This window comes from Reyranella sp. (assembly GCF_965279625.1).
Lineage (GTDB): Bacteria > Pseudomonadota > Alphaproteobacteria > Reyranellales > Reyranellaceae > Reyranella.
The window spans coordinates 639674-665112 of the sequence record NZ_OZ257251.1 but is presented as its reverse complement, the minus strand read 5'-3'; the positions used below and the strand labels follow the sequence as shown (position 1 = coordinate 665112).

The following is a 25439-nucleotide window of genomic DNA, read 5'->3' as shown; positions in this document are numbered from 1 at the left end:
ACTGACATGGGGAAGAACTTCCGCGACTCCATGCAGTGGCTGCACACATGGGCGGGGCTCTGTCTCGGCACGGTGTTGTTCGCCGTCTTCTGGATGGGCACCTTGTCGGTGTTCGATCGCGAGATCGATCGCTGGATGATGCCCGCCACGCGGCTGGCACCGGCCAAGCTGAATTCCGTGGATGCGCTCGCCGGCCAAGTGCAGCCCCTGACCGGTGGGGCGTCGCTCTGGTTCGTTCTCTTTCCGAGCGACCGGGAGCCCGTCGCCCGCCTGGGATATCTGGCGGGCGGCAAGATGCGATATCGCCAGGCCGATCCCTCGACCTCGATCCTTCTTCCGGACGCCGGGACCTGGGGCGGCACGGGCTTCATCTATCCGTTTCACGTCAATCTGCACATAAGGACCTGGTCGCTGGGGCTCTGGCTGGTCGGTCTTGCGGGTATGGCGATGCTCGCGCTCTGCGTCTCCGGGGTCGTCATCCATCGCAAGATCTTCGCCGATTTCTTCACCTTTCGATCCGATCGGAAAGGGCGAAGGCTCGTCCTCGATCTTCACAATCTCACGGGGGTGCTCGGGCTGCCCTTCCATTTCTTCATCACCCTGTCCGGTCTGGTCATCTTCTTCACCGTGTACTTTTCGGCTGCCTGGGAGATGCCTTACCGGGGCGACCGCCAGGCCTTCGTGCAGGAGTCGTACGGCATCTACGCGCGGCCCCGTCTCAACCGTCCGGGCCCTCCCATGACGTCGCTCGATGCCATGGTCGGACAGGCTTCGCGTGAGTGGGGCGGGGGCTCGCCGCAGCTGTTGCGGGTGTTCCATCCGGGCGACGCAAACGCCTATGTCGAGGTGCGACGGTCGTTCGTCGACGATCGCGTGACCATGCCGGTCGATGCCCTCTATTTTGACGCGGGCACAGGAGCCGTGCTGTCGAGGCACACGGCGCAGCCGGTCATGAACGCGCATCGCTTCATCACTGGCTTCCACTTCATCCAGTTCGATAACTGGCTGCTGCGCTGGCTCTACTTCGCGCTGGGGCTTACCGGCTGCGTGCTGATCGCGACAGGATTCCTGTTCTGGCTGGAGTCGCGGCGCAAACGCCACGCTCAACTCGGACTTCGAGGTGTTCGCCTGGTCGAGGGCCTGACGATCGGTTCGGTCAGTGGCATCGTGGCGGCCACCTTCACCTTCTTCGTCGTCAACCGCCTCTTGCCGCCAGCCGCGTCGGCAGGGGGGCTGGAGCGCGCCGATCTCGAGGTCTGGGCCTTCTATCTGGTCTGGCTGGGATCGTTCGTGCACGCCTGGTCGCGTCCCCGAGCGGCCTGGCGAGAGCAATGCATCGCAATCGCACTGCTCGGGGTGGCGGCGGTCGTCCTCAATGGTGTCACTTCCGGCGATTCTTTGTGGCGCACCCTTTTGGAGAAGCGCCTCTGGCCCATCGCAGGCATGGATGTCGCGCTCCTTCTCGGAGCACTGCTCGCAGGGGTAGCGGCGATCGCACAGTTCCCGAAGCCAGGTCAGGTGCGCGCGCTACCCCCACGATGATCGGCATGTAAGCATCACGATACTTTGTGCTGGAACGCGTCCAAGGAACACGGGTTGGAATGGTTATTCCTCCCGCTTCCCCGTTAAGTTGTTGCAGAAGTGTGACGTTCTCGGGAGCAAGTCGTGCAGATGTTAGTGGCCGCTGACGCAAGGACCGCTGCTTCGCGGTTCGGGTTCAAATCAGCGGTCTTCATATTGGTGTTGGCCGCGATCCTGTTCCTTGCAGCGACCAGCCATGCCATAACCCTTGCCATCGTGACGGAACGCGTTGCTGGCGGATCCAGCGGCTATCTCAACCACGAGATACGACTTACCGGTTCGTTCGAGCGCGGCGATTCCGATCAACTCAAGAACATGCTCGAGGACCTCAAGGGACGCGGAGGGACCAAGCCCGGCGAGTCGCTGGCGCTCCTTTCCTTCGATAGCAAGGGGGGCGCCCTCGAGGAGGGGATGCGCGTAGGCCGGCTCCTGAGGCAGTTCGCCGTTGCGACGATCGTGCGAAGCGGCAGGCGCTGCCTGTCGTCATGTGCGATCGCCTTTCTCGGCGGGAGCACACTCGGGCCGGCCGGTCCGCAAGCCGACCGGCAACTGGAGGTCGGCGGCCGCCTCGGCTTCCACGCCTTCTATGCACCCCGAGATGGCGACGCTCATGACGCTGCAACGAGTCGCGCGCGAGGCGTTACGGAGGGACGGGCGACCTCTGCCCTCGTCGTTGCCTACGTCCTCGAAATGGGGATCGCCCCCGGCCCGATTCTTCGTGCCTTGGTGCGCCCGCCCGAGGAGATGACGTACATCGAAACCGCCGGCGAGTTCGTGGACCTGGGAATCTGCCCGGTCGCGCTCAAGCTGCCTCGAGCTACGCTGCCCCAACGTGCCTCGAACATCTGCAGCAATGCGAGCGAGGGACACTTGCCGGTCTGGCCGGACCTGGTGAACGAATACACACCCCTCGAAGCGCAGCGGCTGCTGCTCGGCGAGATCGCATTCCACGCCGCCCAGGCGAACGTGCGCGCCGGCATCGCCGCCCGTCTGCAGCAGGTGCTGCGGGGGGGCAGGGGCGTGGAGGCGCTCTATGCCGAACTTGCAGCCACGGGCCTGCCGTTGCCCGTGATGCGTGGCAAGGCCTTCTACTTCGAGATACCTGTTCCCGGCATCCGCCGGATGGGGTGCCTGGCAACCCTGACCCATGACGATCCGGCACGGTACGGCGTGGTCCTGATCACGCAGGATGGCCTCGCCAGACCGACACAGCCGGCGCCTTCCGAATGCCCGGAGCTTTTCCTGTTCGGTCATGACGAAGTGGTCAATTGAGGTATGGTATGATGTCTGGTCAGGGCGGAAGAGGGCACCCGAACCAGACGCGCGGCTCCCGGAGAGGGGCCGCGGAGTGGCTGAGTTAGTCAAGGAGCCCACCATCGTAAGGCTTGTGCCCCTACGCGCGGCTTCCGCGGCCGCTTCCGGAAGGTCCTGCGCGACGACGGCGATATAGCCCTCGATTGTGGCCATGCTCGAATGGCGGGCGAGATTCTTGGTGATGGTCGAGAGCCGAGCCGGGCGACGTCGCTGATATAGGAGGCGCGGGTGTCGTGGAAGCGATGCGGGTCTCGACGCCGGCCGCTGCAACCGAGGTGCGCCAGCTGCGGCGCACGCTCTTCAGCGGCTGCCAGACCGTCTCGCCCCCCGGCGAGCTTAGCCAAAGTTTCGAAAGTGCATCCACTAATTGCTTGCATGGGTAGTGATAGTTTATACTATCAAGGTCACAGTACGGCTTGGATCCGATGACGATTAGCTCCTGGTACCTCGAAAATCTCCGCTGTCCAGTCGATGGCTCGGCGCTGTCATGGAATGGAACCGCTCTAACCACTTCGGCTGGACGCTCTTATCCTGTGGTTGAAGGTCTGCCGGTGATGCTGCTTCCGGATAAAGTGCAGACCATGGGAATCGCCGGGTTGTCGATCGAGCGAGCCAACGGAAATCTCGAGGTCGTGGACGGCCGCGCACCGGAATTCTACTTAGAGACCTTAGGCATCAGCGAGGAGGAGAAGGCAAGGCTCGTCGAGCTCGTGCGGAACCGTATCGGTCACATCGACCCTGCGGTTTCACTGTTAGTCAGTGGCACCTCCGGGAACGCATACGCACATCTGACTGGCAACGATAAGTTGACTGAGTATCCCATCCCCCGCATCGATCTCCCACCGGGGGAGGGGCGGACGCTACTCGACATCGGCTGCAACTGGGGACGATGGTGCATGGCTGCGACCCGCGCCGGTTACAACGTCGTCGGAATTGACCCCTCACTCGGCGCGGCAATGGCGGCCCGGCGCGTGGCCCGAGAGCTGGGTTATGACATCCATTATGTGGTCGGGGATGGCCGATGGCTACCCTTCGCACGCGAGAGCTTTAAAGTGGTCCATTCCTATAGCGTTCTACAACACTTCTCGAAGGAAGATGCCCGTCGGGCTTTGTCTGAGACGAGTCGGGTTCTGACGTCGGATGGACTCGCAAGGATCCAGATGGCCAATCGGATCGGCTTACGGAGTCTGCAACATCAGGCAAAGCGAGGCTTTCGCGAGCCTATCATGTTCGAAGTCCGATATTGGCCGATTGGCGAGTTGCGGAAGGCTTTCGAGACGGCGATCGGTCCCACCAAAGTGAGTGTTGATTGCTTCTTTGGGCTTGGTTGGCAGTGGGTTGACATGAAGTATATGCAGGCTCGCCATAAGCCGATCCTGCTCGCATCGGAGGCTCTACGTCAGCTGAGTCGGCTATTGCCGCCAATGGCGCACGCTGCCGATAGTGTTTTTTGCACTGCTCGGAAATCGATCGCTTGACAAAGCTGATTACCAATATGGAAGCCGCCGTACAGCTGAGGCGATGTTGTTCTCCGCGCATCCTTATGGAAGGTCTCGAAAGAGGCGTAACTGGAGGCTTTTTGCTGGCCTCCCTAGAGATTGGGTTTCGGCAAGCTCATGAGACTGCTTCATTAATTGAAGTCGCTATTATCTGGGGCGTCGTCCTCGCCGCTTTCTGGGGATGGTGGAGAGCTATGCTCAATATTGAAAGTCTGCCGGGCAATTACGAATACCCAGGTAGGACGAGCGACCCGAAATATCTCTCGGAGTTGCGAAAGCAGCATATGCGGCTGCGTTTTCGCGTCACCGGCGCCTCGCCAGCGACAGGTGGTCTCATGGCGTTTGCCGGAGTGTTCTCCCTTGCGATTCTCAGAAGCTAGGCGATGGCAATACTAAAGAGTAGAATAGGCGCAGTCGTTATTCCTGCTTTGCCTATTAATCGCAGAACTTTCGACATTCTACGCTACGAATTGCTGGCTCTCTGCACGCGTGCGCTGAATGCCATTAACCCGAGCCACCAGGGAAAGGTCCGCAAGCTTCGAGAGCGGAAAGACCTATCTGTAAACCTAGGAAGCGGCGGGAAAGGGTTGCCGGGCTGGATCAACGTCGAGTTGCGACGGCATCACGACACAACATTCTGCCTCGACATACGTCATCCTCTGCCCCTGGCCGACGGCTCGGTGGCACGTATGCTGGCCGAGCACGTCGTCGAGCATCTTGACTTCCGGCAGGACATTCCACGGGTTCTCGCCGACTGGCATCGCGTCCTCCGTCCTGACGGGGTACTTCGCATCATCGTGCCGGACGTGAAGCGTCGGCTCAGTGCAGCGAGAAGGGCGAGAAGCTCCTATGCCTTCCCGATGCGAGCTTCGTAACTCGATATCGGCACGTCCTGCTGGCGATCGCGCCCGGCGGCGCCGGTGTCGTGCGCGGCAAGGTCGGCGCGCTTGGACTGAACGACATGGACGAGCTGCTGGCTGACATCGCAGATGGCGCGCCCTGGCAAGCGGCCTGACAACGAACCATCGTGCGGGACATCGCGCTGATGCGCGGGGGCTTCCCGGCGCCGCCCTTCTATAAAATCAAGGCCGACGTCACGAACGTCCGCAACACGGCGAGCAGCTACTGGAAGCCCTACCTGAAGGCCCGCCAGCGCTGCTTGGTACCGGCGTACCGCGTGGAGCTTGCTGCCGAAGCCCCCGCGCGAGCGGCCGAGAGCCTGGGCTTGCGGTCCCCCCTTTTACGCCGCCCGCTCGCGGCTTGCGCATTGGCGCGTATCACGGTGGCGTCGATCGAGAGCCATTCCAGATCGCGATCGGCCGCGACGGCTTCGAAGATCCGATCAAAGACACCGGCCTCGATCCATCGATAGTAACGCCGCTTGGCCGTCTGGTAGGGACCAAACCGGTCCTCCGGGAGATCACGCCAGCGGGCCCCAGAGCGTGCCAGCCACAACACCGCATCCAGAAAACGACGACCATCACTGCGGGGACCGCGCTTCCCCTTGCGACCGCCAGGCACGAACCGCTCCAGTCGTGCCCACTGATCGTCTCTTAACGCTTCGCCTTCCACGCCAGCCTCCTAAAGCCAGCGTTGAATCAGAACTGCCTTCCCAAGGGAATCCTCAAATTGTCACCACAGCCTAGTTCTGCGCAGAGCGGTTTGAGCGCGGCGCGGGCCTCCTGGCTGCTGCGTGCTTGTGAAATGCCACATGACATCGCATCGCCGCTAACGGCGACTTCGGGTACCTGATCTTGTGATAGCGCGCCTGCGATAGACGAGCCGGAACTACCACCACAGCTCGCGAGTGAGCCCCATTGCGCGCTCAAGCCTCGCGAGGGGCGAACCGAGAATGGCCCGACGCCAACCGGCCCTTTTTCTTCGTTTCAAGACCGGGTTACAGTAGTGTCATGCGCAAAATGGTCCTCAAGATAATCGCGTCTATCGTCACGCCTCTTTTGGAGATTTGCCTGCCGGCCACAGACCAGACAAGTTCGGTTATCGGTAGGGTAGGGTTGTGCCGGTCTTCGACACAGCCTCCGGATAGGCGCGCCCACACGGCGTTCGCCTGAGGGCGCGAGTGCCTACAGCAACCGAAATGGCAGTCTTCGCCTCCCAAATTTTCGAGCGCACCAAGCGATTGATCTTCTTGGTGTTGCGCCGGCCGCATTATTTGCTGGGACGCTTCGCGATCATCCGCGATGCTTATTCAGGTCTGAAAGGTCTTAAGGATTTCGTTGTCCAAACCCCGCCCTTACTGATCGGCGACCTCTATAAGCCTGCCACTACTGCCGTGGATGTCGCGTACTCCGGTCACGTGCTTCCCTCTCGAAGCCCGGCGGAGCAGGTCGAGGAGATGAAGGTCAAGTCCTATTCGCTTGGACCGCAACTCGACAGCGCGGCGCTGGCAATGCTCCAGGACGAAGCGCAAAAACTGCCCCTTCACGTCGACGACAAGACAGTTGGAACTTACTCTACGCTGTCGCGCGAGAAGATCGCGATTGCGACAGTCGAAGACTCGTCGAAACTGCCTTTGATCCGTGCAATCGCAAGCGACGCGTTCCTTTACACCGCCGCGTCGCTGTTTCTCGGGTACCGACCGCGCCAGGTATCGATCTGGTTTTTCTGGAGTTTGGCCAATCAGCTTTCCGCCGATCAACGGCGCGCGGCATATCAAACAATCGATTTTCACTATGATGTCGATGGCTTTAACTTCATGTATGCCAATTTTTATCTGCTCGATACGACGGCGCAGAACGGTGCTCATTCGCTGATCACCGGTAGCAGCCGGCGTAAGCGGCTCGGCCACCTGTTGGGAATCGCCCGCCTCAACGATGCCGAGGCATTCGAGGCTTACGGTCGCGACGCCGTGCGCACGCTTGAAGGACCCGCCGGCTTTGGCTTCCTCGAAGACGCCTCATGTTATCATAAGGCCATCGCGCCCGAGAGCGGCGACCGTCTCATGCTTCAATTGCGCTACCAATGACTGTTCCTGCGCTGGGCTTCGGTACGGCCGGAATCATGGGCCGTATCTCCCGGCGGACCGGCAGCGAAGCACTGGAACGCGCGCATGCGGCCGGCATCCGGCATTTCGACACCGCCCGTTCGTATGGATGGGGCGAGGCCGAGGGTGTCGTGGGCACCGTGCTTGGGAAACATAGGCGCGAGGACATCCGCCTCGTTACTAAATGCGGCATCCTGCCGGTACGCAATTCTCACCTACTCAGGTTGGCCAAGTCGACAGCACGTTGGGCACTTACGCTTGCTCCTGGGCTCAAGGCGCAAGTGCGGCGGATTGCCAGCTCGGATGCGCTACAGCCCGCGCAAACCTACGATATCGCTGAGCTGGCCGGCAGCCTCAAGACAAGCCTCGCAGAACTCGGCGTGTCTTACATCGACGATCTCCTCCTGCATAATTTCTCCTCGGACCGACCGGGACTTGAGGAGGTCGGCGCCTGGTTCAGGGAACTGCAACGAGCCGGTATAATCCGGCGCTTTGGCTTCTCGGTGGAAGGCGATCTTCTGAAGGGACTAGCATGTCTGAGCGCCAAGGAGCTACTGGCTGACGCAGTGGTGCAGGTGCCGGTCAGTCATCAGTTGCTCTCGTTGCCGTCGGAGTGGCGCAGTGTGCGGTTCATAGCGCATTCGCCTTTCACCTTCATGCGCCAACAAGCCGAAGCCGGGAACTCTCTCGTGACGCTCGCTGGGCTTCTCCCGGCGCTCGGCGAAGCCTGCCGATGCGACGCACTCGTCTGCTCCATGTTCGGTGCCGACCATCTGGCCGCCAACGTTGCCAACTGGAAATCGTGCAGTCGATAAATGCCAATCTGGATGGGTGTCAGGGTTCCCCATGGAGATCAGGTGTGGGTGCGCTAGCGGGGCGCCAGAAGAACTCTCGATGAGAAGTGCAGGTGTACTGCCGGGCATTTTCGAGGTGTGCTATGGATATTGCGCCGGAGAGAAATGGGAACCGAGTCCCTGACAAGCCGGAGCGGCCAAAGGCCAAGAGCCTGCAAGTCGTTGATCTGATTGGCAAAGCGCCCGTAGCTCAGTGGATAGAGCAACCGCCTTCTAAGCGGTAGGCCGCTGGTTCGAATCCAGCCGGGTGCGCCAAAAGAGGATTTCTCCGTCCTCCCGCGAGCCTGTATCGCGCCTGCTTCAGTTGCCCTGCACGAGCGGCATCAGTTCTTCGGCGAGCGCATCGAATACGGCGCGGCAGCGCGCGCTGCTGCGGAGATCTTCGTGCATCGCGATCCAGGTCTCGAGATTAACGGTGAATGCGCGAGGTAGCACCCGCACGAGATCGGACTCGGAGGCGGCGATCGGCACCTGGCAGATGCCGACCCCAAAGCCCGCTCGGATCGCCGAAAGTTGCGCAACATCGCTGTCTACCCGCAGGGCGAAGGCTCCGCGATCGAGCGCGGGATATTTCTGGGCGATCGCCCGGATTGCCGGCGTCTCCGCGTCATACCCGATCAGATCGTGGTCCCGCAGATCATCCATGCTCGCGGGAACGCCGCGCCGCGCGAGATAGTCACGATGCGCGTGCAGACCCACCTGAATGAAGCCGATGCGCTTCGCGACCAGCGCCTTCTGTTCGGGCCGGACCATTCGGATCGCGATATCGGCCTTGCGCTGGAGGAGATCGTCGAGCGCGTTGGAGAGCGACAACTCGATGGTGAGTGCGGGATGTCTTCGACGCAGCCGGGTCAGGATCGCGGGCAGATGCTCGATTCCAACGACCTCGCTGGCACTGATCCGCACCGTTCCACGGACCTCGCCCAGGCGGCCTTCTGCCGTGCGCAGGAGCGCCGCGGAGGTCGAAGCGAGCAGTTCGGCGAAAGGCTTCAATTCCAGCGCGGCATCGGTTGGCGACAGGCCACGAGGTGTCCGCATGAACAGCGTGACGCCGATCGCCTTCTCGAGTGCATCGATATGGCGCGCGACGCTGGGCTGGGTCAGCTGAAGGGCCCGCGCCGCGCCCGAGAGTGACCCTTCCCGAAGGACGGCCTCGAAGGTCCGGTAGACGTCCCAGCTGGGCAAGGAGTTCATCTATTTTCGTATAGCATATGAAGGCAATTCGGCAATTTCGTTGATCCATCGAACGCACGATCCTGCCCCTGTCGAAAGATGGAGCTGACATGGAAAGCAGGACGGCCTTGGTGCTCGGGGTGACCGGCGGTATCGGCAGCGAGATGGCGGCCCGGCTGTTGTCAGCGGGCTGGCGTGTCCGTGCGCTGCATCGCAATCCGACACGCGCCGGAGCGGACGCGCGATTTGAGTGGATCAGAGGGGATGCCCTCGCCGCGGCCGACGTGGCGGCGGCCGCGCGGGGAGCGTCATTGATCGTGCACGCGGTCAATCCACCCGGCTACCGCGACTGGGACAGACTGGTGCTGCCGATGCTCGACAACAGCGTCTCTGCCGCCGAGGCGGCCGGCGCTCTCATTCTTCTGCCGGGCACCGTGTACAATTATGGGCCTGACGCCTTTCCCGACATTCCAGAGGACGCGCCGCAGAACGCGCACACGCGCAAGGGACGCATCCGCGTGGAGATGGAGCGCCGGCTGCGGCGGGCCGCCGAGGGGGGCAGGGCCAGGGTGCTGATCGTTCGCGCCGGGGATTTCTTCGGACCCGGGGCCGCCAATAATTGGTTCAGTCAGGGGCTGGTCAAGCCTGGCGGGCGCCCGCGGGCGATCACCTATCCCGGCAGGCGCGGTGTCGGCCATCAGTGGGCCTATCTGCCCGACGTCGCAGAGACGATGCTCAGGCTGATCGGGAATGACAGGCTCGATCCCTTTGCGACCTTCCACATGGAGGGACAGTGGGACCCCGATGGCACAGCAATGACGGATGCCATTCGCCGCGTGTTGGGGGACCCCGAAGTGCCCGTCCGGCGGTTGCCATGGCTCCCGATGCGCCTCGCCGCGCCGTTCGTGCCGCTGCTGAGGGAACTCATGGAGATGAGGTACCTTTGGGAGCAGCCGATCCGACTGCGCAACGCGAAGCTCGAGGCGGCCCTTGGCGCGGAGCCTCGGACCGGTCTGAAGGAGGCGGTGGCGTCGACCCTGGCTGCTCTCGGATGCATCTAGCGGCCTGCCAGGGTGGAGGGCTATCGCGCGTGAGGCAGTGGCGCCTTGCGTCGTTGCAGAAAACGCTGTCATCCCGAACGAAGTGAGGAGCCTTTCGCTTTCTTCAAAAGTGACTGCAACAGGCTTCAGCTCACATTTGATAGCCACCGCAGGGGGGTCGAAGGTTCGGCAAGTCATCGCTCCGGAAGTAATGCAGTCCATGTGTCGTATTCTTGCAAGGCTGCTTCCCGAGAAAGGATGCGATTCATTCTCAGTGCCATTTTTCTTCCGTGATAATAACTCGCATTCTCCGCATTCGGCGGGGGAGACGAGTAAGCTTCTGGGGAGAAGTCATGGCAAAGCGCGTACCGGTTAAGACGGCATTGGTTGGGTTGCTGGTGGCTCCGAGCGCCATGGCCCAGCAGGACCCCGCCCAGACGCCAGCCCCCGCGCCAGCCACGCCTTCCACCGAGAACCAGCCCGCCGCACCGTCCACCGCCCCGGCGACGATGCAGACGGTGACGGTCACCGGCAGCCGTCCCAGCGAGGACTTCCAGACGACCCGCGCCTCGATCAACCGGCTGGGCGCCGCCAACCTGATGGACGTGCCGCAGTCGGTGGTCGTCATCAACCGGGCCCTGATGCAGTCGCAGGGCGTTACCCGGCTGGAGGATGCCGTGCGCAACGCGCCGGGCGTCACCATCGGTTCGGCCGAAGGCGGCAACATTGGCACCAACATCAACATCAACGGCTTTTCCGCCCGCACCGACATCTATCTCGACGGCATGCGCGACCGCGGCCAGTACTATCGCGATGTGTTCGCGCTGGAGCAGGTCGAGGTGCTGATGGGCCCGTCCTCGATGCTGTTCGGCCGCGGCTCGACCGGCGGCGTCATCAACCAGGTGACCAAGAAGCCGTTCCAGAAGCAGGCGACCGAAGTGAGCGTCCAGGCGACGACGAACGGATTGGTGCGTAGCACCGCCGACGTCAACACGCCGTTCGGCGAGAACAATGCGGCCCGTGTGTCGGCGATGTTCCAGGCCGGCAAGGCCTCAACGGTCGACCAGACAAACGTGCTCGACTTCGGTCTCGCGCCGACGGTCAAGCTCGGCATCGGTACGCCGACCGAGGTCACGCTGAGTGCCTACTTGATGCACCGCAAGGACCAGGTGAACTACGGCGTGCCCAATCTGAACGGCTATCCCCTGAATGCGCCGCGCAACACGGCGTGGGGCTTCAGCGACGACTACACCGAACAGGACGTGGTCAACCTCCAGAGTTTGATCGAGCACAAGTTTTCCCCGGACCTCAACCTTCGGAACCAGACGGAGTTCGTGTGGGTGAACACCGCCGTTCGTGAAACGTCCGGCGGCTTCGTTGGAACCCTCGGTGCCAATGGTGGCTTCGTCGGCGCGCAGCAGGGCCCGAACAATGTCTACTACAGTGCGGCACCGCTCGGAAATCTCTGGATCCGCCAGCTCAGCCGCGACCGGACCATCAACGATATGACGGTCGAGAACCAGACCGAGCTCACGGCAAAGTTCAACACGGGAAGTGTCGGACACACGCTGCTGATGGGCATCGATATCAATTACGAATCCTATACCAACCAGGCGTTCAGCCGCACCGGCACGTGCAACGGCGTGGCACTCCCGACCGGATCGGTCGGCTGCACCCCCGCAGGCTATACGGTCGGCGCCAGCACGCCCGGTAACGTTGCAACAACGCTTGGCAACTATGCCTCCTCGCAGGCCTGGGGCGCCGGCTTCTACTTCAACGACACGATCCAGCTCCTGCCGCAGGTGAAGCTCGTCGGCGGCCTGCGCTGGGATTACTACGCCGCGTCGATCAGCAATTCGATCAACAGCGGAAACACGGCCGGCAGCACGGCGGTCCCGTACCAGTATCAACCCGACAGCTTCCTCAGCGTTCGAGCCGGCGTCATCTTCGAGCCGACACCGGCCCAGTCCTACTACGTGTCGTACAGCACCTCGTTCAATCCGTCGCTCGAGCAGCTCACCTCGACGACCGGCGGGTCGTACCTGCCGCCCGAGAACAACAAGGGCGTGGAGGCAGGCGTCAAGTACGAGCTGCTGAACGCCAACTTGTCGCTCAACGCCGCCGTGTTCTCGATCGTCAAGAACAACGCGCGCACGCAGAATCCGGACGGGACCTATTCGCCGAGCGGCAACGTGCAGGTGAGCGGTGGCCGCGTCGGCTTCGCCGGCCGCATCACGCCGGAATGGCAGGTGTTCGGCGGCTACGCCTATCTCAACGGCGTCATCCTGCAGGGACTGAGCTACCAGAACGGCCTCGGCAACACGACCGGCAAGGTGCCGCTCAATACGCCTACGGACTCCGCGAACCTCTGGACGACCTACACGTTCAAGGAGACCTACGAGATCGGGGGTGGCATGTTCTATGTCGGCCAGCGCTACGCCAACAACGCCAACACGGTGGTCGTACCGGCCTACGCCCGCTTCGACCTGACGGCGGCTTACAAGCAGCCCACCTATGACGTGCGCCTGAACGTCTACAATCTGTTCAACTCGGTCTACTACGACGGTGTCATCGCATCGGACGGCGGTCGTGCGGTCATGGGGTCCGGCACGACAGGCATGATCACGCTCAACTACCGCCTGTGATGACGGAAGCCGCCGCCCGTCATGCTGGTCTGTGTTCCCCAAGTCCTCAACGCCGCGCAGCTCGTCAGTCTGCGCGAGCGTCTCGAGCGCTCCAACGCCTGGGTCGACGGTCGCGTGACCGCCGGCTACCAGGGGGCGCCCGTGAAGTTCAACCAGCAGATCGACGAACGGTCTGAAACGGCGGTCGCGTGCCAGCGCATCGTCGGCGCGGCGCTGGAGGTCCATCCGCTCTTCATCAGCGCCGTGCTGCCGAACGAGATCTACCCGCCGATGTTCAACCGCTACGGCGAAGGCATGAGGTTCGGCGCGCATGTCGACGGCAGCGTGCGCATCAACCCGCACAACGGCCGCAAGCTGCGGACCGACGTGTCGGCGACGCTGTTCCTCACCAATCCGGAAGACTATGACGGCGGCGAGTTGCAGATCCAGGACACCTACGGCCAGCACAGCGTCAAGCTGGCGGCCGGCGACATGGTCGTCTATCCCGCGACCAGCCTGCACTCGGTGGCGCCGATCACGCGCGGCGTGCGGATGGCCTGCTTCTTCTGGACGCAGAGCTTGATCCGCGACGACATGCAGAGGTCTCTGCTGCACGACATGGACAACGCCATTCAGCGCCTGAACGAGACCAACGCGGACGAGGCGGCGCGACGGTCGCTGATCGGCTGCTACCACAATCTCGTGCGGCAATGGAGCGAGACCTGATGTCCGTGACCGCCGCCGTGGCTGGAAAGGCCGGCAAGGTCAATCGCCGGCTCACGTTCGTGCGCTGGGTGCGCAAGACGCACGGGTGGTTCGGCCTGTGGGGTGCGTTGCTCGGTCTCCTGTTCGGGTTCAGCGGCATCTGGCTCAATCACCGCAGCACCATGAAGCTGTCCTTGCCCGACCAGCAGCAGATCAATGCCCAACTCGAATTGCCCGACCCGCGGCCGCAGAACATCGAGGCGATGGGCGTCTGGCTGCAGCAGACGTTGAAGCTCGATCGCGGCCCCAGCACGGCGCGTGTCGAGCGCGCCCGGCCCGTGCCGTGGGGCGAAAGGGGCGGAGAAGGCAATGCCCGCCCCCTGCAACAACCCGAGCGCTGGATGCTGAATTTCGGCGGCCCCAACCACCTGGTCCAGGCGGAATACTGGGTCGGCAACAAGTCGCTTTCGGTGCGGACGACGCAGAACGGGTTCGTCGCCACCCTGACCAACCTGCACAAGGGCACGACCATGCCGGTGCCGTGGATCCTGTTGATCGATACGCTGGCCGGCAGCATGATCTTCCTGTCGATCAGCGGCGTCGTCCTGTGGTGGGAAAGCCACCGCAAGCGCGCGGTCGGCATCACGATTTTCGCCGTCGCCGTGGCTACCACGGTGGCGCTTGCCGTCAGTCCGCTCCAATTGTAGGGGCGAAGCCGTGGTAAATCCCGTGTCCTCAAGTCCGCCCTTCGTGGAGCCCGGTCCGCCGGGCCCGTCACGCGAGCCGCTGTCGACAGCGGCGCGGCGGGGGATCCTCGCGCTGGTGATCTTTTTCCACGTGGGAGGAGGCTGGGCGCTGACGCAGGTCGAGCCGGTGAAGCTGGTGGTGGGCGACATCGCGCCGATGGAAGTGCGCATGGTGCCGGCGGCGGAGCCGGCCCAGCCCGAGATCGAGGACTCCGAACCGCCGCCGCCGGTCGAGCTGAAGCCGCCGCCGCCGGAGCTGGCGACCATCGTCGAGCCGCCGCCGCCCGACCTGCCGCCGCCGGAATTCCCGCTGGCCAAGGTCGAGCTGCCGCCACCCGACGAACCGCCGCCGCCCGAATTCAAACCGCCGGAGAAGGTCGAGCCCAAGCCCAAGCCGCCCGAGCCGAAACCGGTGCAGCGCAAGCCGCAGCCGGCGCGTCCGGCGGCTCCGGTCGAGGCGGGCCCGCAACAGGCCGCGCCCGCGGCGCCGGCGGCGCCGCGCACGGTGCAGGCCGCGCAGCTCGGCTGGCTGGTGCAACCCAATCCGGCCTATCCGGCGCGGGCGCGGCGGGCGGGCGAGCAGGGCACGGCGACGATCCGCGTGCTGGTCGACGTGACCGGCCGGCCGGCCCAGGTCTCGCTGATGTCCTCCTCGGGCCATGCCGATCTCGACCAGGCGGCGCTGAGTGCCGTCCGCGCGGCGCAGTTCCGACCCTATGTGGAAGGCGGCCTGGCGCAGGCGGTCTGGGTCCACGTTCCGATCAAATTCGTGTTGCAGTAGGAGAGTATCGCATGGGCGACGCATCGGCCCTGGGCTTCGGCCATTTCATCGCGCAGGCGGACATCGTCGCGAAGATCCTGCTGGGCGTTCTGGCAGTGATGTCGGCGATCTCCTGGTACCTGATCATCTACAAGGGGATCGGGCAGGTCATCCGCCAGGGGCGCAGCCGCCGGTTCCTGAACTTCTTCTGGAGCGCCACCTCGCTCGAGCAGGTGCAGAACGAACTCAGCGTCCACGGGGTGCGCGAGCCGTTCGGCCATCTGACGGCGCATTCGCTGCACGCCCAGGCGCATCACGCTAAGTTCGGCGCGGCCAAGCTCGAGGAGGCGGGCAGCGAGACCGAGTTCCTGACGCGCACCATCAAGAAGGTGCTCGACGAGGAGACAACCTCGCTGGAGAACGGCCTCACCATGCTGGCGACGATCGGCGCCACGGCGCCGTTCGTGGGCCTGTTCGGCACGGTGTGGGGCGTCTATCACGCGCTGGTGGCGATCGGCATGTCGGGCTCCGGCATGCTCGACAAGGTGGCGGGCCCGGTGGGCGAGGCGCTGATCATGACCGGCATTGGCCTCGCGGTCGCCCTGCCGGCGGTCATGGGCTACAACTGGCTGACCCGCTCCAACCGCGTGCTGACGGCCAAGCTGGACGCCTTCGCCTTCGAGCTGCTGACCTTCCTGTCGATGGGCCGCGCGCTGCAGGCCGGCCGCAAGCCGGGCAGCGTTCCGCTCGCGGCCGTGACCTGAGGGAGACGGGCAATGGCATTCGGAAGTTTCGAACGCAAGACCTCGTCCCAGCCGATGGCCGAGATCAACATGGTGCCGCTGATCGACGTGGTGCTGGTGCTGCTGGTCATCTTCATCGTGACCGCGCCGCTGCTCACCAACGTGGTGAAGCTCGACCTGCCCAAGGCGACGGCCAACGCCGACCTGCAGAAACCGGAGAAGATCGAGTTCGCGATCGACGCCCAGGGCTCGCTGTTCTGGGGCGGCGAGCGGGTGACGCGCGAGGAGGCGATGGAGAAGTTCGTCGAGGCCGGCCGCAAGCGGCCGCAGCCGGAAGTCTATCTCCGCGCCGACGCCACCGTGCCCTACCGCTACGTCTCCGAGACCCTGGCCGATGCCTCCAAGGGCGGCCTCTCCAAGATCGCCTTCGTCAGCGAACCGGCGCGCTGAAGCCTAGCTGCGGGTTCCGGCGAGGCTGACGGTTGCCACGCCGGCGCTGACCAGCAGGCCGCCGCCCACCTTGTTGACGACGCCGATGGCGCGCGGGTTAGAGGCCAGCCGCCGCGCCCGCGAGGCGACCAGCGCGTAGCCGAAGGCATTGGCGAAGGCCAGTACAATGAACGTCGTCTCGAACACCAGCATCTGGGTCAGGAAGTCCGCCTTCGGATCGAGGAAGGCCGGCAGGAAGGCCACGAAGAAGGTGATGCTCTTCGGGTTGAGGGCGGTCACCAGCCAGGCATGACCCAGCATCTTCGCGGCCGAAACCGCATCGGTCCGCGGCGCGGTGTCGAGCGTGCCGCCGGCGCGCCAGAGCTTGATGCCGAGATAGACGAGGTAAGCGGCGCCGACCCACTTCAGGATCGTGAACAGCGTGGCCGAGGTTGCCAGCAGGGCGCCCAATCCGAGCATCGAGAGCGTCATGGCGGTGAAGTCTCCCAGGGCGACGCCGATCGCCATGGGCAGCGCGGTCCGCCAGCCCTGGCCCAGTGCATAGGACACGACCAGCAGGACGGTCGGGCCTGGGATCACCAGAAGAACGCTCGACGCCGCAGCGAAGGCGGCCCAGGTTTCGAAGGTCATGACAACTCCATGGATGGCGCGATCAAGCCATGCCGCAAAGCGGGCGTCAGCCGAAATTTGGCCTCTTTCCAACGTCAAGATTGCGAGGTATTCGATCTTGATGGAGGCTGAATGACTCGGTCCAAGGCGCGAGGCTATCATCACGGAGACTTGCGCGAGGCGCTGGTGGCTTCAGGCCGCAAGCTCGTCGAGGAAAAGGGCATTCGCGGCTTCACCTTGCGTGAATGCGCGCGGCGCGCCGAAGTCTCGCATGCGGCGCCCGCCCATCATTTCGCCTCGATGGACGATCTGCTGGCCGAACTGGTGCGCCGCGGTTTCGCGGAGCTGACGGCCTCCATGACGACGGAAGCCGAACGCGTGGCAGAAGACGAGCCGGCATCGCGGCTGGTCGGGCTTGGCGTGGGCTACATGGCCTTCGCCGCCGCCAACCCGACGTTGTTTCAGCTCATGTTCAGTCGCGAGGCCAACCACATCGAGGCCAAGGCGGGAGACGAGGGCGCAGCGAGCCTCCGCCCCCTGCTGGCGGCCGTTCTCGACGACGTGCTCGCCGAGGCATCGGACGAGGTACGCCAGCAGGCTGCCGATTTCGCCTGGGCCACCATGCACGGGTTCATCACCCTGGTGCTCGAAGGCGAGATCGGGGGCGGCGATTCGTCCAAGGCGCTGAAGGCGCGGGGCCTGGCCACCCTGGCAGCGATGGCGGAAACGGTCGTGCGCCTCGCGCGACCCTGAGCCGATCGACGCTCAGAGACCGATGCGGAACAGCAGCGCTTCGGTGCCGCCATGGGCCGCGACATTGGTGAAGCGCCCCACGAGGACGCCGCCATTGGCCGTGATGACCTTCTGCGAGCTCAGGTTGTCGGGATCGGTCGTCAGGTCGACATGGGGCAACCCGTGCCGCCGGATCTCCTTCAGGAGCATCCCGAGCGCCAGGGTCGCGTAACCGCGCTGACGCTTCCACGGCACCACGGCGTAGCCGATATGGCCGAGAACGTGCGAGGGCAGGGTCGACGTCCCCGGCTGCCAGCGAAAGCCGATCGAGCCGCAGAACTCGCCGTCCCACATCCAGCGCCGGTAGCCGGGCATGCGCGGCACTTTCGAGCCGTCGGGCAGGGTGATCGGGCCGCCCCTGGCTTCGGGATCGTCCAGCGAGGCCACGAAGGCTGCCGGATCGGCCGCGATCCGGGCCAGCTCCTCGCGCGGCGCTTCGTCGACGCGCACATTGTCGGGCGACCAGCCGCGGCGAAGCGCGTCGGCATAGCCGTCGAGATGGGCGAGGTCGGGGACGAGGAGCTGCAACGGACTTTCCTTTTCGGACGGCGGGTGCTGTAGCATGCCGCCGCATGACTTCCAGCCCCGTCCTCGTCCTCGATATCGATGGCGTCGTTTCCCTCGCCCAGCCGGGCTCGCCTCACCCCTGGTACACGACCCTCAAGGAAGACTGGGGTCTCAGCCATGACGAGGAGCTGGCGCCGGAGTTCTTCCTGAAGCCGGAATTCATGGAGGTCCTGCGCGGCCGGCTCGACCTCTACGTAGCGCTGCACGAGTATTTCGAGACCAAGGGCCTGGCCGACCGGCTCGAGGAGTTCGTCGCCTACTGGTTCGAGAAGGACTCCGACATCGACCGCGGCGTGCTGGCCCAGGCCGATGCCTGGCGCCAGCGCACCGGCGGCCGGGTCTTTGCGGCGACCAATCAGGAGCATCATCGCATCGCCTATCTGCGCGACCGGATGGGACTGGGCGCGCATTTCGACGAGATCGTCTATTCGGCGGCGCTGGGCGTCTGCAAACCGGAGCGCGTCTTCTACACCAACGCGCAGGCCCGCATGGGCGTCACCGTCGCCCAGTCGATCCTGTTCGTCGACGACAAGACCAGCAACGTCGACGGGGCCCGCATGGCCGGCTGGCGCGCCATGCTCTATCGCGGGCCGGAGAGTCTCGAACGCGCGCTGGCGGGCTGGGGCTAGGCGTCGCCGCAGCAGCGCGAGACGAGGAGTGTGCAGGCCAGCAGGTCGGCGCAGCCGCCGGCCGAGAGATTGCGCGCGATGAAGGCGCGGTGCAGCGCTTCCGCTTTTTCGAACCAGTCGGGCCGGTGACAGCCACCGTCGAAAAGGAAGTCTGCCGCCGACTGGCGCACGAAGGAGCCTGCCTCCAGGCCGCCGCGATAGAGCACCGTGGTGTCGTCGATCGACGACATCAGGGCGAACAGGGTGTGGATGCTCGCGGCGTTGTCGTCGAGGCCGGCCTGCAGGGCACGGCGATAGGCGGGAACACCTAGTTCGAAGACGCTGGGAAAGGCACGGGCAGCCTCGCGGCGAGCGCCGTCGCGGCCGGTCCGGCGGCGCACGAGGCCGCCGTGGCTCGCCTCGTGATCGCGTTCGGCATGAGCGTCGAGCGCGTCGCCCCATGTCTCCGTGAGCGCCGCGCGAACGGCGGCGGGAGAAATCACGGGGGAGAGCGCCAGCGCTCGGGCGATGGCGGCGACGATCAGGCCGACGGAGAAGATTGCGCCGCGATGCGTGTTGACGCCGCCGGTGACGGCCAGCATGCCGCGCTCGGCCTCAATCCCGATTGGGATGAGGCTCTGGTCGAACGAGCGCCCGGCGCGGCCTGCCGCGGCAAGAGCTACGAAGGGGGACAGCAGCGAGTCGGCCGACCGGCACATCAGGTCGAAATCCATGTCGGCGTGAGCGCCGGAATCGACCGGACTGACCAGGCCGGGCTTGGGATAGGCCTGCAGCTCGTCGCGCATCGCCGTGACCGCGGCGCGGGCAATCGCCTGGTCGTCCAACCTCATCGTCCGATCTGGGAGCGTGGCACGAGCTTCAGCGTGTCGACGGACTTCAGGAGGACTTCGACCTTGTCCTGGAGAAGTTCGCGCCATTGAACCTCGCCGACGCCAGGGAAGGACAGTTCGCCGTCGATGCGAAAGGTGAGGTCCTGCTCCGCGGCCGCGAGGAAGGCGGCCGCGCGACCGGCAGCATCGAGGTCGGCGACGTCGATCACCACGTCGAGATCGGAGGCCTCGTGAACATGACGCTCGCCGGTCAGGGCCTGCCACATCCAGCTTCCGTAGACGCGGATGTCGACGCCGGCGGAGGCTGCCGCCGAGATCAGTCGGGAAAAGGAGTTCGCCTTTGCCGTCGCGGCGGGACAGCGCGCGATTTCCGCGAGGCCGGGCGGACGGGCGTCTCGAACGATCCGACCAGGATCGGTCCGTGCCGCCACGCGGCGCGGCCGCAGTTCGGGATGGGCCGGATCGGTGGTGCAGAAGCCCAGTCCGATATCGCGGCCATCGTCGCGGCGGCGCGTCACGATGAAGGGACGACCGGACATCTGCCAGGCCGCCGCCCGGGCGCGATCTTCGTCGGTCTCCGCCTCGGGCGCCTGCGACAGCCAGACCAGCGTATGGCGCCGGAGCCAGGTCATCGCGCCGATTCGGCGAGGACCTTCTTTCGGATGTCGAGGGCGAGCTTGCGGCCGCCGCGCTTCTTGCCGAGCTCGGCGCGATTGTCGTCGGTCGTCGATGTCGCGATGGCGTTCGCGAGCTTGGCCGGGATGTCGTCCTTCTCCGACCAGACTTCCTCGACGCCGCCCAGCAAGGCGAAGGGCGCGGCGCCGAATTCGAGCGACGGCATGGTCTTCGACAGCTTCTCCAGGACCGGGGCGGGGATCTTGGTCACCGCCGACATCGCCGCGATCGGCATCAGGCCGACGCTGGCCGAGTCGAGGGCGTAGATGCGATCCGCGAACATGCCGTAGCAGAGGAAGGCGCCGCCGACGGCCTGGCCGGTCGCGACGGTGATGAGCTTGTGGCCCTTGCGCCGGGCCAGTTGGAGGCACGAGAGGAGATGGCCGAAGTAGCTCGCGAGGCCCAGCATCTCGGCGACGCGGTTCGGCTCCTGGCCGGCGCTGTCCACCAGCATGACGATCGGCGTCTTGGGCTGGCGTTCGATGCACTGGATCACGTGCGCGGCCAGGCGCAGCGCGGCTTCGTTGTCGATGTAGGTGCCATCGCAGGTGCCGATGACACAGACCTTGCGGCCGTCGACCATGGCGTAGCCCGTCAGGACGGATTTCTCGATGGCGATGCCCGTGGCGGAGGCGCCGAACAGGCGCGCCAGGACGGCGCGGGCGGACGGTTTCTTCGGTGTCGGCTTCTTCATGACCTACTTCCCACGCTTGGCGAGGGCGACGAATTCCGGCCCGGAGGCCAGCGACGCGGCTTGGATGTTGCGCACGCCCATGCCCTTCCAGACGGCGTCGGGATCGGTCGCTGCGCCGAACTTCTTCAGCCGCTTCGCCAGTTCCTTCTGGCGCGCCTTGACGGCAGCGAGGCTGACCGCGCTCGACTTGCCGAGGAACCTGGAGATGCCGTCGCGCACGGCGGCGGCCGTGTCGTGCACCAGGGCGTCGGCGTCGCCCAGCAGGTACTTGGTCTTCCCGCCGCTCGTCTTCCAGACCAGGGCGCGATTGGAGGAGTCGTAGGCCTTCTTGCCCATCCACTTCTCGATCACGATCGGGCCGGAGATGCCGAGGCGTCCATGCTCGGTCATGACGCGGAAGTCGCAGCAGGTCGACAGGATGCCGATGCCGCCATAGGCGCCGATATCGGTGGCGATGACGGCAATGGTCGGGACCTTCAGGGCGCGGCATTCGAAGATCGCGCGCATCGTCTCGGCAATGGCGATCTCGCCGGACGAGCCTTCGTGCAGGCGCACGCCGCCGCTCTCGATGACCAGGACGCACGGTACCTTGTCGCGCGCGGCGGCCTTGAACAGGCCCGTGAGCTTGGCGCCGTGGATTTCGCCGACGGCGCCGCCGACGAACTGTCCGACCTGGGCTGCGAGGTAAACCTTCTTGCCGTCGATCCTGGCGCGGCCGATCACGATGCCATCGTCGAACGACACCGGGATGCCGAGTTGCGCGAGGTAGGGGCTGGTGAGTCGTTCCGGCGGCGGCAACAGCTCCGCAAAGGAGCCCGCGTCGACGAGGGCTGCGATGCGCTGGCGCGCGGTCAGTTCATGGAAAAGAGTGGCGCCGGTCATTTGTCGCCCTTGGTGAGATGGTCATAGGCCTGGCGCAGGCGCAGATTGACGAGCACGGGCGGGGCGCCCTGGTCGTTGATCGTGACCTTTGCGCCGCCGGCCGGATAATGGTGCGCGAAGTCGGCGAGGGCCGCGAGCCACGAGGCCTTGTAGCCGGGGATCGAGGTCTCGACGTGGCACTCCATCGCGTCGGAGGGCTTGCCGCCACGCTCCATCAGGACTTCGAGATTGCCGGAGCCCACGACGCCCGCGAGCGACCATGGCTTGGCGGTCTTCGTCCCGAGTGGTTTGGACGGGAAAGACTTGGTGAACTTTTCCATGCTGATCGGTCCTACCAGTCGACGAATTGCGAGGGCGGGTCGTAGAGCCCGTTCGACCAGCGCACGAGGCCCTTGATGTCCTGCGTGGCCAGCAGGCTGCGGCTTGCCTCCGAGGGGCGCACGCCGACATCCTCGGGCAACTGGACGATGCCGCGGGCGCGCAGGTCCTCGGTCTCGCGCTTCTTGCGCTTGAGGCCGACCGGCGTGTAGCCGGCGACCGCGCGAATGGCCGCCTGGCGTTCGGCGACCGAGCGGCAGGCCGCGAGGTTCGCGATGCCTTCCTCGGTGACGATGTGGGTGACGTCATCGCCGTAGATCATCACGGGTGTGACGCCGTGCAGCGCCTTGCGGATGCTCGGGTCCGTCGCGTCGAGTTCCTCGACGAAGGTCGGCACGCGGCCGGCCTGGAAGGTCTCGACCATCTGCACGACGAGCTTGCGGCCGGGCGGCGAGCCGGGGCCCGGGTTGGCCTCCGCACCGGCCTTGAGCCAGGCCTTGGTCGGGTGGCGCCGGCCGGTCGGCTGGCAGCCCATGTTGGGTGCGCCGCCGAAGCCGGTGATGCGGTTCTTGGAGACGGTCGAGGAGTTTCCGTTGATGTCGATCTGCAGCGAGGCGCCTATGAACATGTCGATGGCGTAATGGCCGGCGAGCTGGCCCATGGCGCGATTGGAGTGGAAGCTGCCGTCGCGGCCAGTGAAGAAAACGTCCGAGCGCGCGGCGGTGTAGCGCTCCATGCCGACCTCGCCTCCGACCGCGAAGACGCTCTCGACCCAGCCGGACTCGATGGCGGGAATCATGGTCGGCAGCGGATTGACCATCCAGTACTTGCAGATCTTGCCCTTGAGGCCGAGCCGCTCGCCGTAGGTCGGCAGCAGCAGCTCGATGGCGGCGGTGTTGAAGCCGACGCCATGGTTCAGCGACTGGACCTCGTACTTCTCGTAGATGCCGCGCAGCGCCACCATGGCCATCAGCACCTGCACGTCGGTGATGGCCGCCGGATCGCGCGTGAACAGCGCCTGCAGATGCATCGGGTAGGGGGCCTGCACGACGAAGTCGACCTGGTCGGCCGGGATGTCGATGCGCGGCAGCTTATCGACGATCTCGTTGACCTGCGCGAAGACGATGCCGTCGGAGAAGGCGGTCGGCTCGACGATCGCCGGCGTCTCCTCGGTGTTGGCGGCGAGGAAGAGGTTGCCCTTGCGGTCGGCCTGGGCGGCGGCGATCAGCGCCACGCGCGGCGTCAGGTCGATGTAGTAGCGGGCGTACAGCTCGTTGTAGGTGTGGATGGCGCCGACCGGGAACTTCTTCGCCTTCACGAGATCGGCGACGGCGGTGCCCTGCGGGCCGGCGTAGCAGAAGTCGACCTGCTTGATCATGCCCTTCTTGAAGAGCTCGATATGGGCCGGCAGCGTGATGCACGACATCACGAGGTGGATGTCGCGCATATCCTTCTTGTCGAGGGTGGCGAGCTGGTTGGCGAGAAAGTCCGCCTGCTTCTGGTTGTCGCCTTCGAGGCAAAGAATGTCGCCGGGTTCGATGATCCGGCGCAGCACCTCGGGCACCTTGTCGGGACTTACGAACTTGCCGCGGGCCAGCTTGCCGACACGCGCGATGCGCTCGGCCTTGTTCTGGCGGCGCTTCGCCGTTTTTGCAGTGATCATGTTGTGTTTTTCGTCTATCTGTCGTTGCCGGTCAATGTGCTAGAGCGAACCATGCTTATGTTTGAAATACCCTTCGGGAAGACCGATTGGGAATCCGTCGAGCGTACCGAACATCCGGGCGAGACGGGCAAGGCGTTCTGGCGCACCAGGACTTTCAACAACATCCGCGTGCGGATCGTCGAGTATACGCCCGGCTATCTCGCCGATCACTGGTGCCAGAAGGGCCACATCCTGCTGGTGCTCGAGGGCGAGCTGTCGACCGAGCTGGCCGACGGCAGCACCGTCGAGCTTAAACAGGGCCAGAGTTACCAGGTCGCCGACAACACGCTCGGTCACCGGTCGAGCACGGCGACCGGCGCCAAGCTCTTCATAGTGGACTGACATGACGGACATGATCGGATTTATCGGCGTCGGCACGATGGGCGAACCGATGTGCCGCAATCTCGCGTGCAAGAGCGGCATGACCGTGCTCGCCGCCGACCGCGACAAGGCGCCCCTCGAGAGGCTGGCGGCCGACGGCGTGAAGGCCGCCTCGGTCGACGAGATCGGCGAGACCTGCCGCACGATCTTCCTTTCCCTGCCGGGCGGCAAGGAGGTCGAGGAAGTCTGCATGGGGCCCGGTGGCCTGACCTCGAAGGCCAAGCTCGGCTGGACCGTGGTCGATCTCAGCACGGCGCCGCCGATCCTGGCGCGAAGGCTCTACGAGGAGTTCCAGGGCAAGGCCTCGGCCTTCGCCGATGCGCCGGTCGCGCGCACGCGGCAGGCCGCGATCGACGGCACGCTCTCCATCATGGTCGGCGCGACGACGCCCACCTTCGAGCGCATCGCGCCGCTGCTGCGCCACATGGCCAGCGAAGTCACGCATTGCGGCGATGTCGGCGCAGGCCAGACGGTCAAGATCCTGAACAATATGATCCTGTTCCAGACGGTGGTGGCGCTGGCCGAGGGACTGTCGATCGCCCGTGCCAACGGGGTCGACGGCAAGGTCCTGTTCGAGACCCTGACAAAGGGGTCGGCCGATTCCTTCGCGCTGCGCAACCACGGCATGAAGGCGCTGCTGCCCGGCGTCTTTCCCGAGCGCGCCTTCTCGACCAAATACGCGCTGAAGGACCTGAGTTATGCCATCGACATGGCCGAGCAGGCGGGCGTGCCGGCGCTGGGCGCCGACGTGGCGCGTGAAGTGATGGAGCGCGCCGTCGAACTGGGACATGGCGAGGAATACTGGCCCGTCCTGCTCAAGGCCATCGAGGACGCGACCGGCAAGTCGGGGGCCTAGGCCACCAGGCC

The 25439-nt window shown here is 64.8% G+C and carries 28 protein-coding genes, 1 tRNA gene and 1 pseudogene; 19 read left to right on the top strand and 11 right to left on the bottom strand.

Annotated features, from left to right (window positions below):
• The first annotated feature begins 6 nt into the window (after positions 1-6).
• The 5 genes from ACQY78_RS03065 to ACQY78_RS03045 all read left to right on the top strand — a co-directional run bounded on the left by ACQY78_RS03065 (position 7) and on the right by ACQY78_RS03045 (position 5269).
• A complete protein-coding gene (locus ACQY78_RS03065; RefSeq protein WP_428682630.1) occupies positions 7-1542 on the top strand; it encodes a PepSY-associated TM helix domain-containing protein in 1536 nt (511 codons plus the stop codon).
• A 123-nt stretch (positions 1543-1665) separates the two neighbouring features.
• Positions 1666-2853 carry a hypothetical protein gene (locus ACQY78_RS03060; protein ID WP_428682628.1) on the top strand — a complete coding sequence of 396 codons (1188 nt, stop codon included), beginning with the start codon at positions 1666-1668 and terminating at the stop codon, positions 2851-2853.
• Between the two features lie 596 nt (positions 2854-3449).
• The gene (locus tag ACQY78_RS03055; protein WP_428686320.1) at positions 3450-4373 is read left to right on the top strand and encodes a class I SAM-dependent methyltransferase; all 924 of its coding nucleotides are present in this window, start codon (positions 3450-3452) and stop codon (positions 4371-4373) included.
• Positions 4370-4774 (top strand): hypothetical protein, encoded by a 405-nt coding sequence (locus ACQY78_RS03050; protein ID WP_428682626.1) that lies wholly within the window; start codon positions 4370-4372, stop codon positions 4772-4774. The genes ACQY78_RS03055 and ACQY78_RS03050 overlap by 4 nt, the downstream gene beginning before the upstream one ends.
• A 3-nt stretch (positions 4775-4777) precedes the next feature.
• Positions 4778-5269, top strand: coding sequence for a class I SAM-dependent methyltransferase (locus ACQY78_RS03045; RefSeq protein WP_428682624.1), 492 nt, complete (start codon positions 4778-4780; stop codon positions 5267-5269).
• Here ACQY78_RS03045 and ACQY78_RS03040 read toward each other — a convergent pair.
• Positions 5242-5412: a hypothetical protein gene (locus ACQY78_RS03040; protein ID WP_428686555.1), complete on the bottom strand. Its 171-nt coding sequence runs from the start codon at positions 5410-5412 to the stop codon at positions 5242-5244. The two genes, ACQY78_RS03045 and ACQY78_RS03040, sit on opposite strands and share 28 nt — an antisense overlap.
• A 156-nt stretch (positions 5413-5568) precedes the next feature.
• Positions 5569-5966, bottom strand: a pseudogene (locus ACQY78_RS03035) (IS5 family transposase); the annotation flags it as partial.
• Between the two features lie 526 nt (positions 5967-6492).
• Between ACQY78_RS03035 and ACQY78_RS03030 the strand changes: the two are divergent.
• From ACQY78_RS03030 to ACQY78_RS03020, 3 genes are all read left to right on the top strand, one after another.
• Positions 6493-7380, top strand: a complete 888-nt coding sequence (locus tag ACQY78_RS03030) for a hypothetical protein (RefSeq protein ID WP_428682622.1) — start codon at positions 6493-6495, stop codon at positions 7378-7380.
• Positions 7377-8213 carry an aldo/keto reductase gene (locus ACQY78_RS03025; protein ID WP_428682620.1) on the top strand — a complete coding sequence of 279 codons (837 nt, stop codon included), beginning with the start codon at positions 7377-7379 and terminating at the stop codon, positions 8211-8213. The genes ACQY78_RS03030 and ACQY78_RS03025 overlap by 4 nt, the downstream gene beginning before the upstream one ends.
• A 218-nt stretch (positions 8214-8431) precedes the next feature.
• Positions 8432-8507 (top strand) — tRNA-Arg (locus ACQY78_RS03020).
• A gap of 45 nt (positions 8508-8552) precedes the next feature.
• Here the strand turns inward: ACQY78_RS03020 and ACQY78_RS03015 are convergent.
• Positions 8553-9446 carry a LysR family transcriptional regulator gene (locus tag ACQY78_RS03015; RefSeq protein ID WP_428682618.1) on the bottom strand — a complete coding sequence of 298 codons (894 nt, stop codon included), beginning with the start codon at positions 9444-9446 and terminating at the stop codon, positions 8553-8555.
• An 89-nt stretch (positions 9447-9535) separates the two neighbouring features.
• Here ACQY78_RS03015 and ACQY78_RS03010 point away from each other — a divergent pair, with 89 nt between their 5' ends.
• The 7 genes from ACQY78_RS03010 (at position 9536) to ACQY78_RS02980 (ending at position 16493) form a co-directional block, all read left to right on the top strand.
• Positions 9536-10486: an NAD-dependent epimerase/dehydratase family protein gene (locus ACQY78_RS03010; protein ID WP_428682616.1), complete on the top strand. Its 951-nt coding sequence runs from the start codon at positions 9536-9538 to the stop codon at positions 10484-10486.
• Between the two features lie 332 nt (positions 10487-10818).
• Positions 10819-13110 carry a TonB-dependent receptor gene (locus ACQY78_RS03005; protein WP_428682614.1) on the top strand — a complete coding sequence of 764 codons (2292 nt, stop codon included), beginning with the start codon at positions 10819-10821 and terminating at the stop codon, positions 13108-13110.
• A 21-nt stretch (positions 13111-13131) separates the two neighbouring features.
• Positions 13132-13815, top strand: coding sequence for a Fe2+-dependent dioxygenase (locus tag ACQY78_RS03000; RefSeq protein ID WP_428682612.1), 684 nt, complete (start codon positions 13132-13134; stop codon positions 13813-13815).
• Positions 13815-14501, top strand: a complete 687-nt coding sequence (locus tag ACQY78_RS02995; protein WP_428682610.1) for a PepSY-associated TM helix domain-containing protein — start codon at positions 13815-13817, stop codon at positions 14499-14501. Before ACQY78_RS03000 ends, ACQY78_RS02995 begins: the two co-directional genes overlap by 1 nt.
• 22 nt (positions 14502-14523) lie before the next feature.
• A complete protein-coding gene (locus ACQY78_RS02990; protein ID WP_428682608.1) occupies positions 14524-15321 on the top strand; it encodes an energy transducer TonB in 798 nt (265 codons plus the stop codon).
• A gap of 11 nt (positions 15322-15332) precedes the next feature.
• Entirely contained in the window at positions 15333-16064 is a 732-nt protein-coding gene (locus tag ACQY78_RS02985; protein WP_428682606.1) for a MotA/TolQ/ExbB proton channel family protein, read from the top strand.
• Between the two features lie 12 nt (positions 16065-16076).
• Positions 16077-16493 (top strand): ExbD/TolR family protein, encoded by a 417-nt coding sequence (locus ACQY78_RS02980; protein WP_422012007.1) that lies wholly within the window; start codon positions 16077-16079, stop codon positions 16491-16493.
• Positions 16494-16496: 3 nt separating this feature from the next.
• Here the strand turns inward: ACQY78_RS02980 and ACQY78_RS02975 are convergent, their stop codons facing one another.
• A complete protein-coding gene (locus tag ACQY78_RS02975) occupies positions 16497-17123 on the bottom strand; it encodes a LysE family translocator (RefSeq protein WP_428682603.1) in 627 nt (208 codons plus the stop codon).
• Positions 17124-17234: 111 nt separating this feature from the next.
• Here ACQY78_RS02975 and ACQY78_RS02970 point away from each other — a divergent pair, with 111 nt between their 5' ends.
• Complete coding sequence (locus ACQY78_RS02970; RefSeq protein WP_428682601.1) at positions 17235-17855, top strand: TetR/AcrR family transcriptional regulator; 621 nt, start codon at positions 17235-17237, stop codon at positions 17853-17855.
• A 12-nt stretch (positions 17856-17867) separates the two neighbouring features.
• Here the strand turns inward: ACQY78_RS02970 and ACQY78_RS02965 are convergent, their stop codons facing one another.
• A complete protein-coding gene (locus ACQY78_RS02965; protein WP_428682599.1) occupies positions 17868-18458 on the bottom strand; it encodes a GNAT family N-acetyltransferase in 591 nt (196 codons plus the stop codon).
• 8 nt (positions 18459-18466) lie between these two features.
• Here ACQY78_RS02965 and ACQY78_RS02960 point away from each other — a divergent pair, with 8 nt between their 5' ends.
• Positions 18467-19090 carry an HAD family hydrolase gene (locus tag ACQY78_RS02960; RefSeq protein ID WP_428682597.1) on the top strand — a complete coding sequence of 208 codons (624 nt, stop codon included), beginning with the start codon at positions 18467-18469 and terminating at the stop codon, positions 19088-19090.
• Here the strand turns inward: ACQY78_RS02960 and mdcB are convergent.
• From mdcB to mdcA, 6 genes are read right to left on the bottom strand one after another with little or no spacing between them, the layout of a single operon-like run.
• On the bottom strand, positions 19087-19920 hold the full coding sequence (mdcB, locus tag ACQY78_RS02955; protein ID WP_428682595.1) for a triphosphoribosyl-dephospho-CoA synthase MdcB: 834 nt from the start codon (positions 19918-19920) through the stop codon (positions 19087-19089). The two genes, ACQY78_RS02960 and mdcB, sit on opposite strands and share 4 nt — an antisense overlap.
• Entirely contained in the window at positions 19917-20552 is a 636-nt protein-coding gene (mdcG, locus tag ACQY78_RS02950) for a malonate decarboxylase holo-[acyl-carrier-protein] synthase (RefSeq protein ID WP_428682593.1), read from the bottom strand. Before mdcG ends, mdcB begins: the two co-directional genes overlap by 4 nt.
• Entirely contained in the window at positions 20549-21289 is a 741-nt protein-coding gene (locus ACQY78_RS02945) for a biotin-independent malonate decarboxylase subunit gamma (RefSeq protein WP_428682591.1), read from the bottom strand. The genes mdcG and ACQY78_RS02945 overlap by 4 nt, the downstream gene beginning before the upstream one ends.
• A 3-nt stretch (positions 21290-21292) precedes the next feature.
• Positions 21293-22171: a biotin-independent malonate decarboxylase subunit beta gene (locus ACQY78_RS02940; RefSeq protein WP_428682589.1), complete on the bottom strand. Its 879-nt coding sequence runs from the start codon at positions 22169-22171 to the stop codon at positions 21293-21295.
• Positions 22168-22491 (bottom strand): malonate decarboxylase acyl carrier protein, encoded by a 324-nt coding sequence (gene mdcC / locus ACQY78_RS02935; RefSeq protein ID WP_428682587.1) that lies wholly within the window; start codon positions 22489-22491, stop codon positions 22168-22170. The genes ACQY78_RS02940 and mdcC overlap by 4 nt, the downstream gene beginning before the upstream one ends.
• An 11-nt stretch (positions 22492-22502) precedes the next feature.
• Complete coding sequence (mdcA, locus tag ACQY78_RS02930; protein WP_428682585.1) at positions 22503-24152, bottom strand: malonate decarboxylase subunit alpha; 1650 nt, start codon at positions 24150-24152, stop codon at positions 22503-22505.
• 51 nt (positions 24153-24203) lie between these two features.
• On the opposite strand from mdcA, the gene ACQY78_RS02925 reads away from it, so the two are divergent.
• Together ACQY78_RS02925 and ACQY78_RS02920 are read left to right on the top strand one after the other, a co-directional pair.
• Positions 24204-24533, top strand: coding sequence for a DHCW motif cupin fold protein (locus ACQY78_RS02925; protein ID WP_428682583.1), 330 nt, complete (start codon positions 24204-24206; stop codon positions 24531-24533).
• A 1-nt stretch (position 24534) separates the two neighbouring features.
• Complete coding sequence (locus ACQY78_RS02920) at positions 24535-25428, top strand: NAD(P)-dependent oxidoreductase (RefSeq protein WP_428682581.1); 894 nt, start codon at positions 24535-24537, stop codon at positions 25426-25428.
• Positions 25429-25439 lie beyond the last annotated feature (11 nt).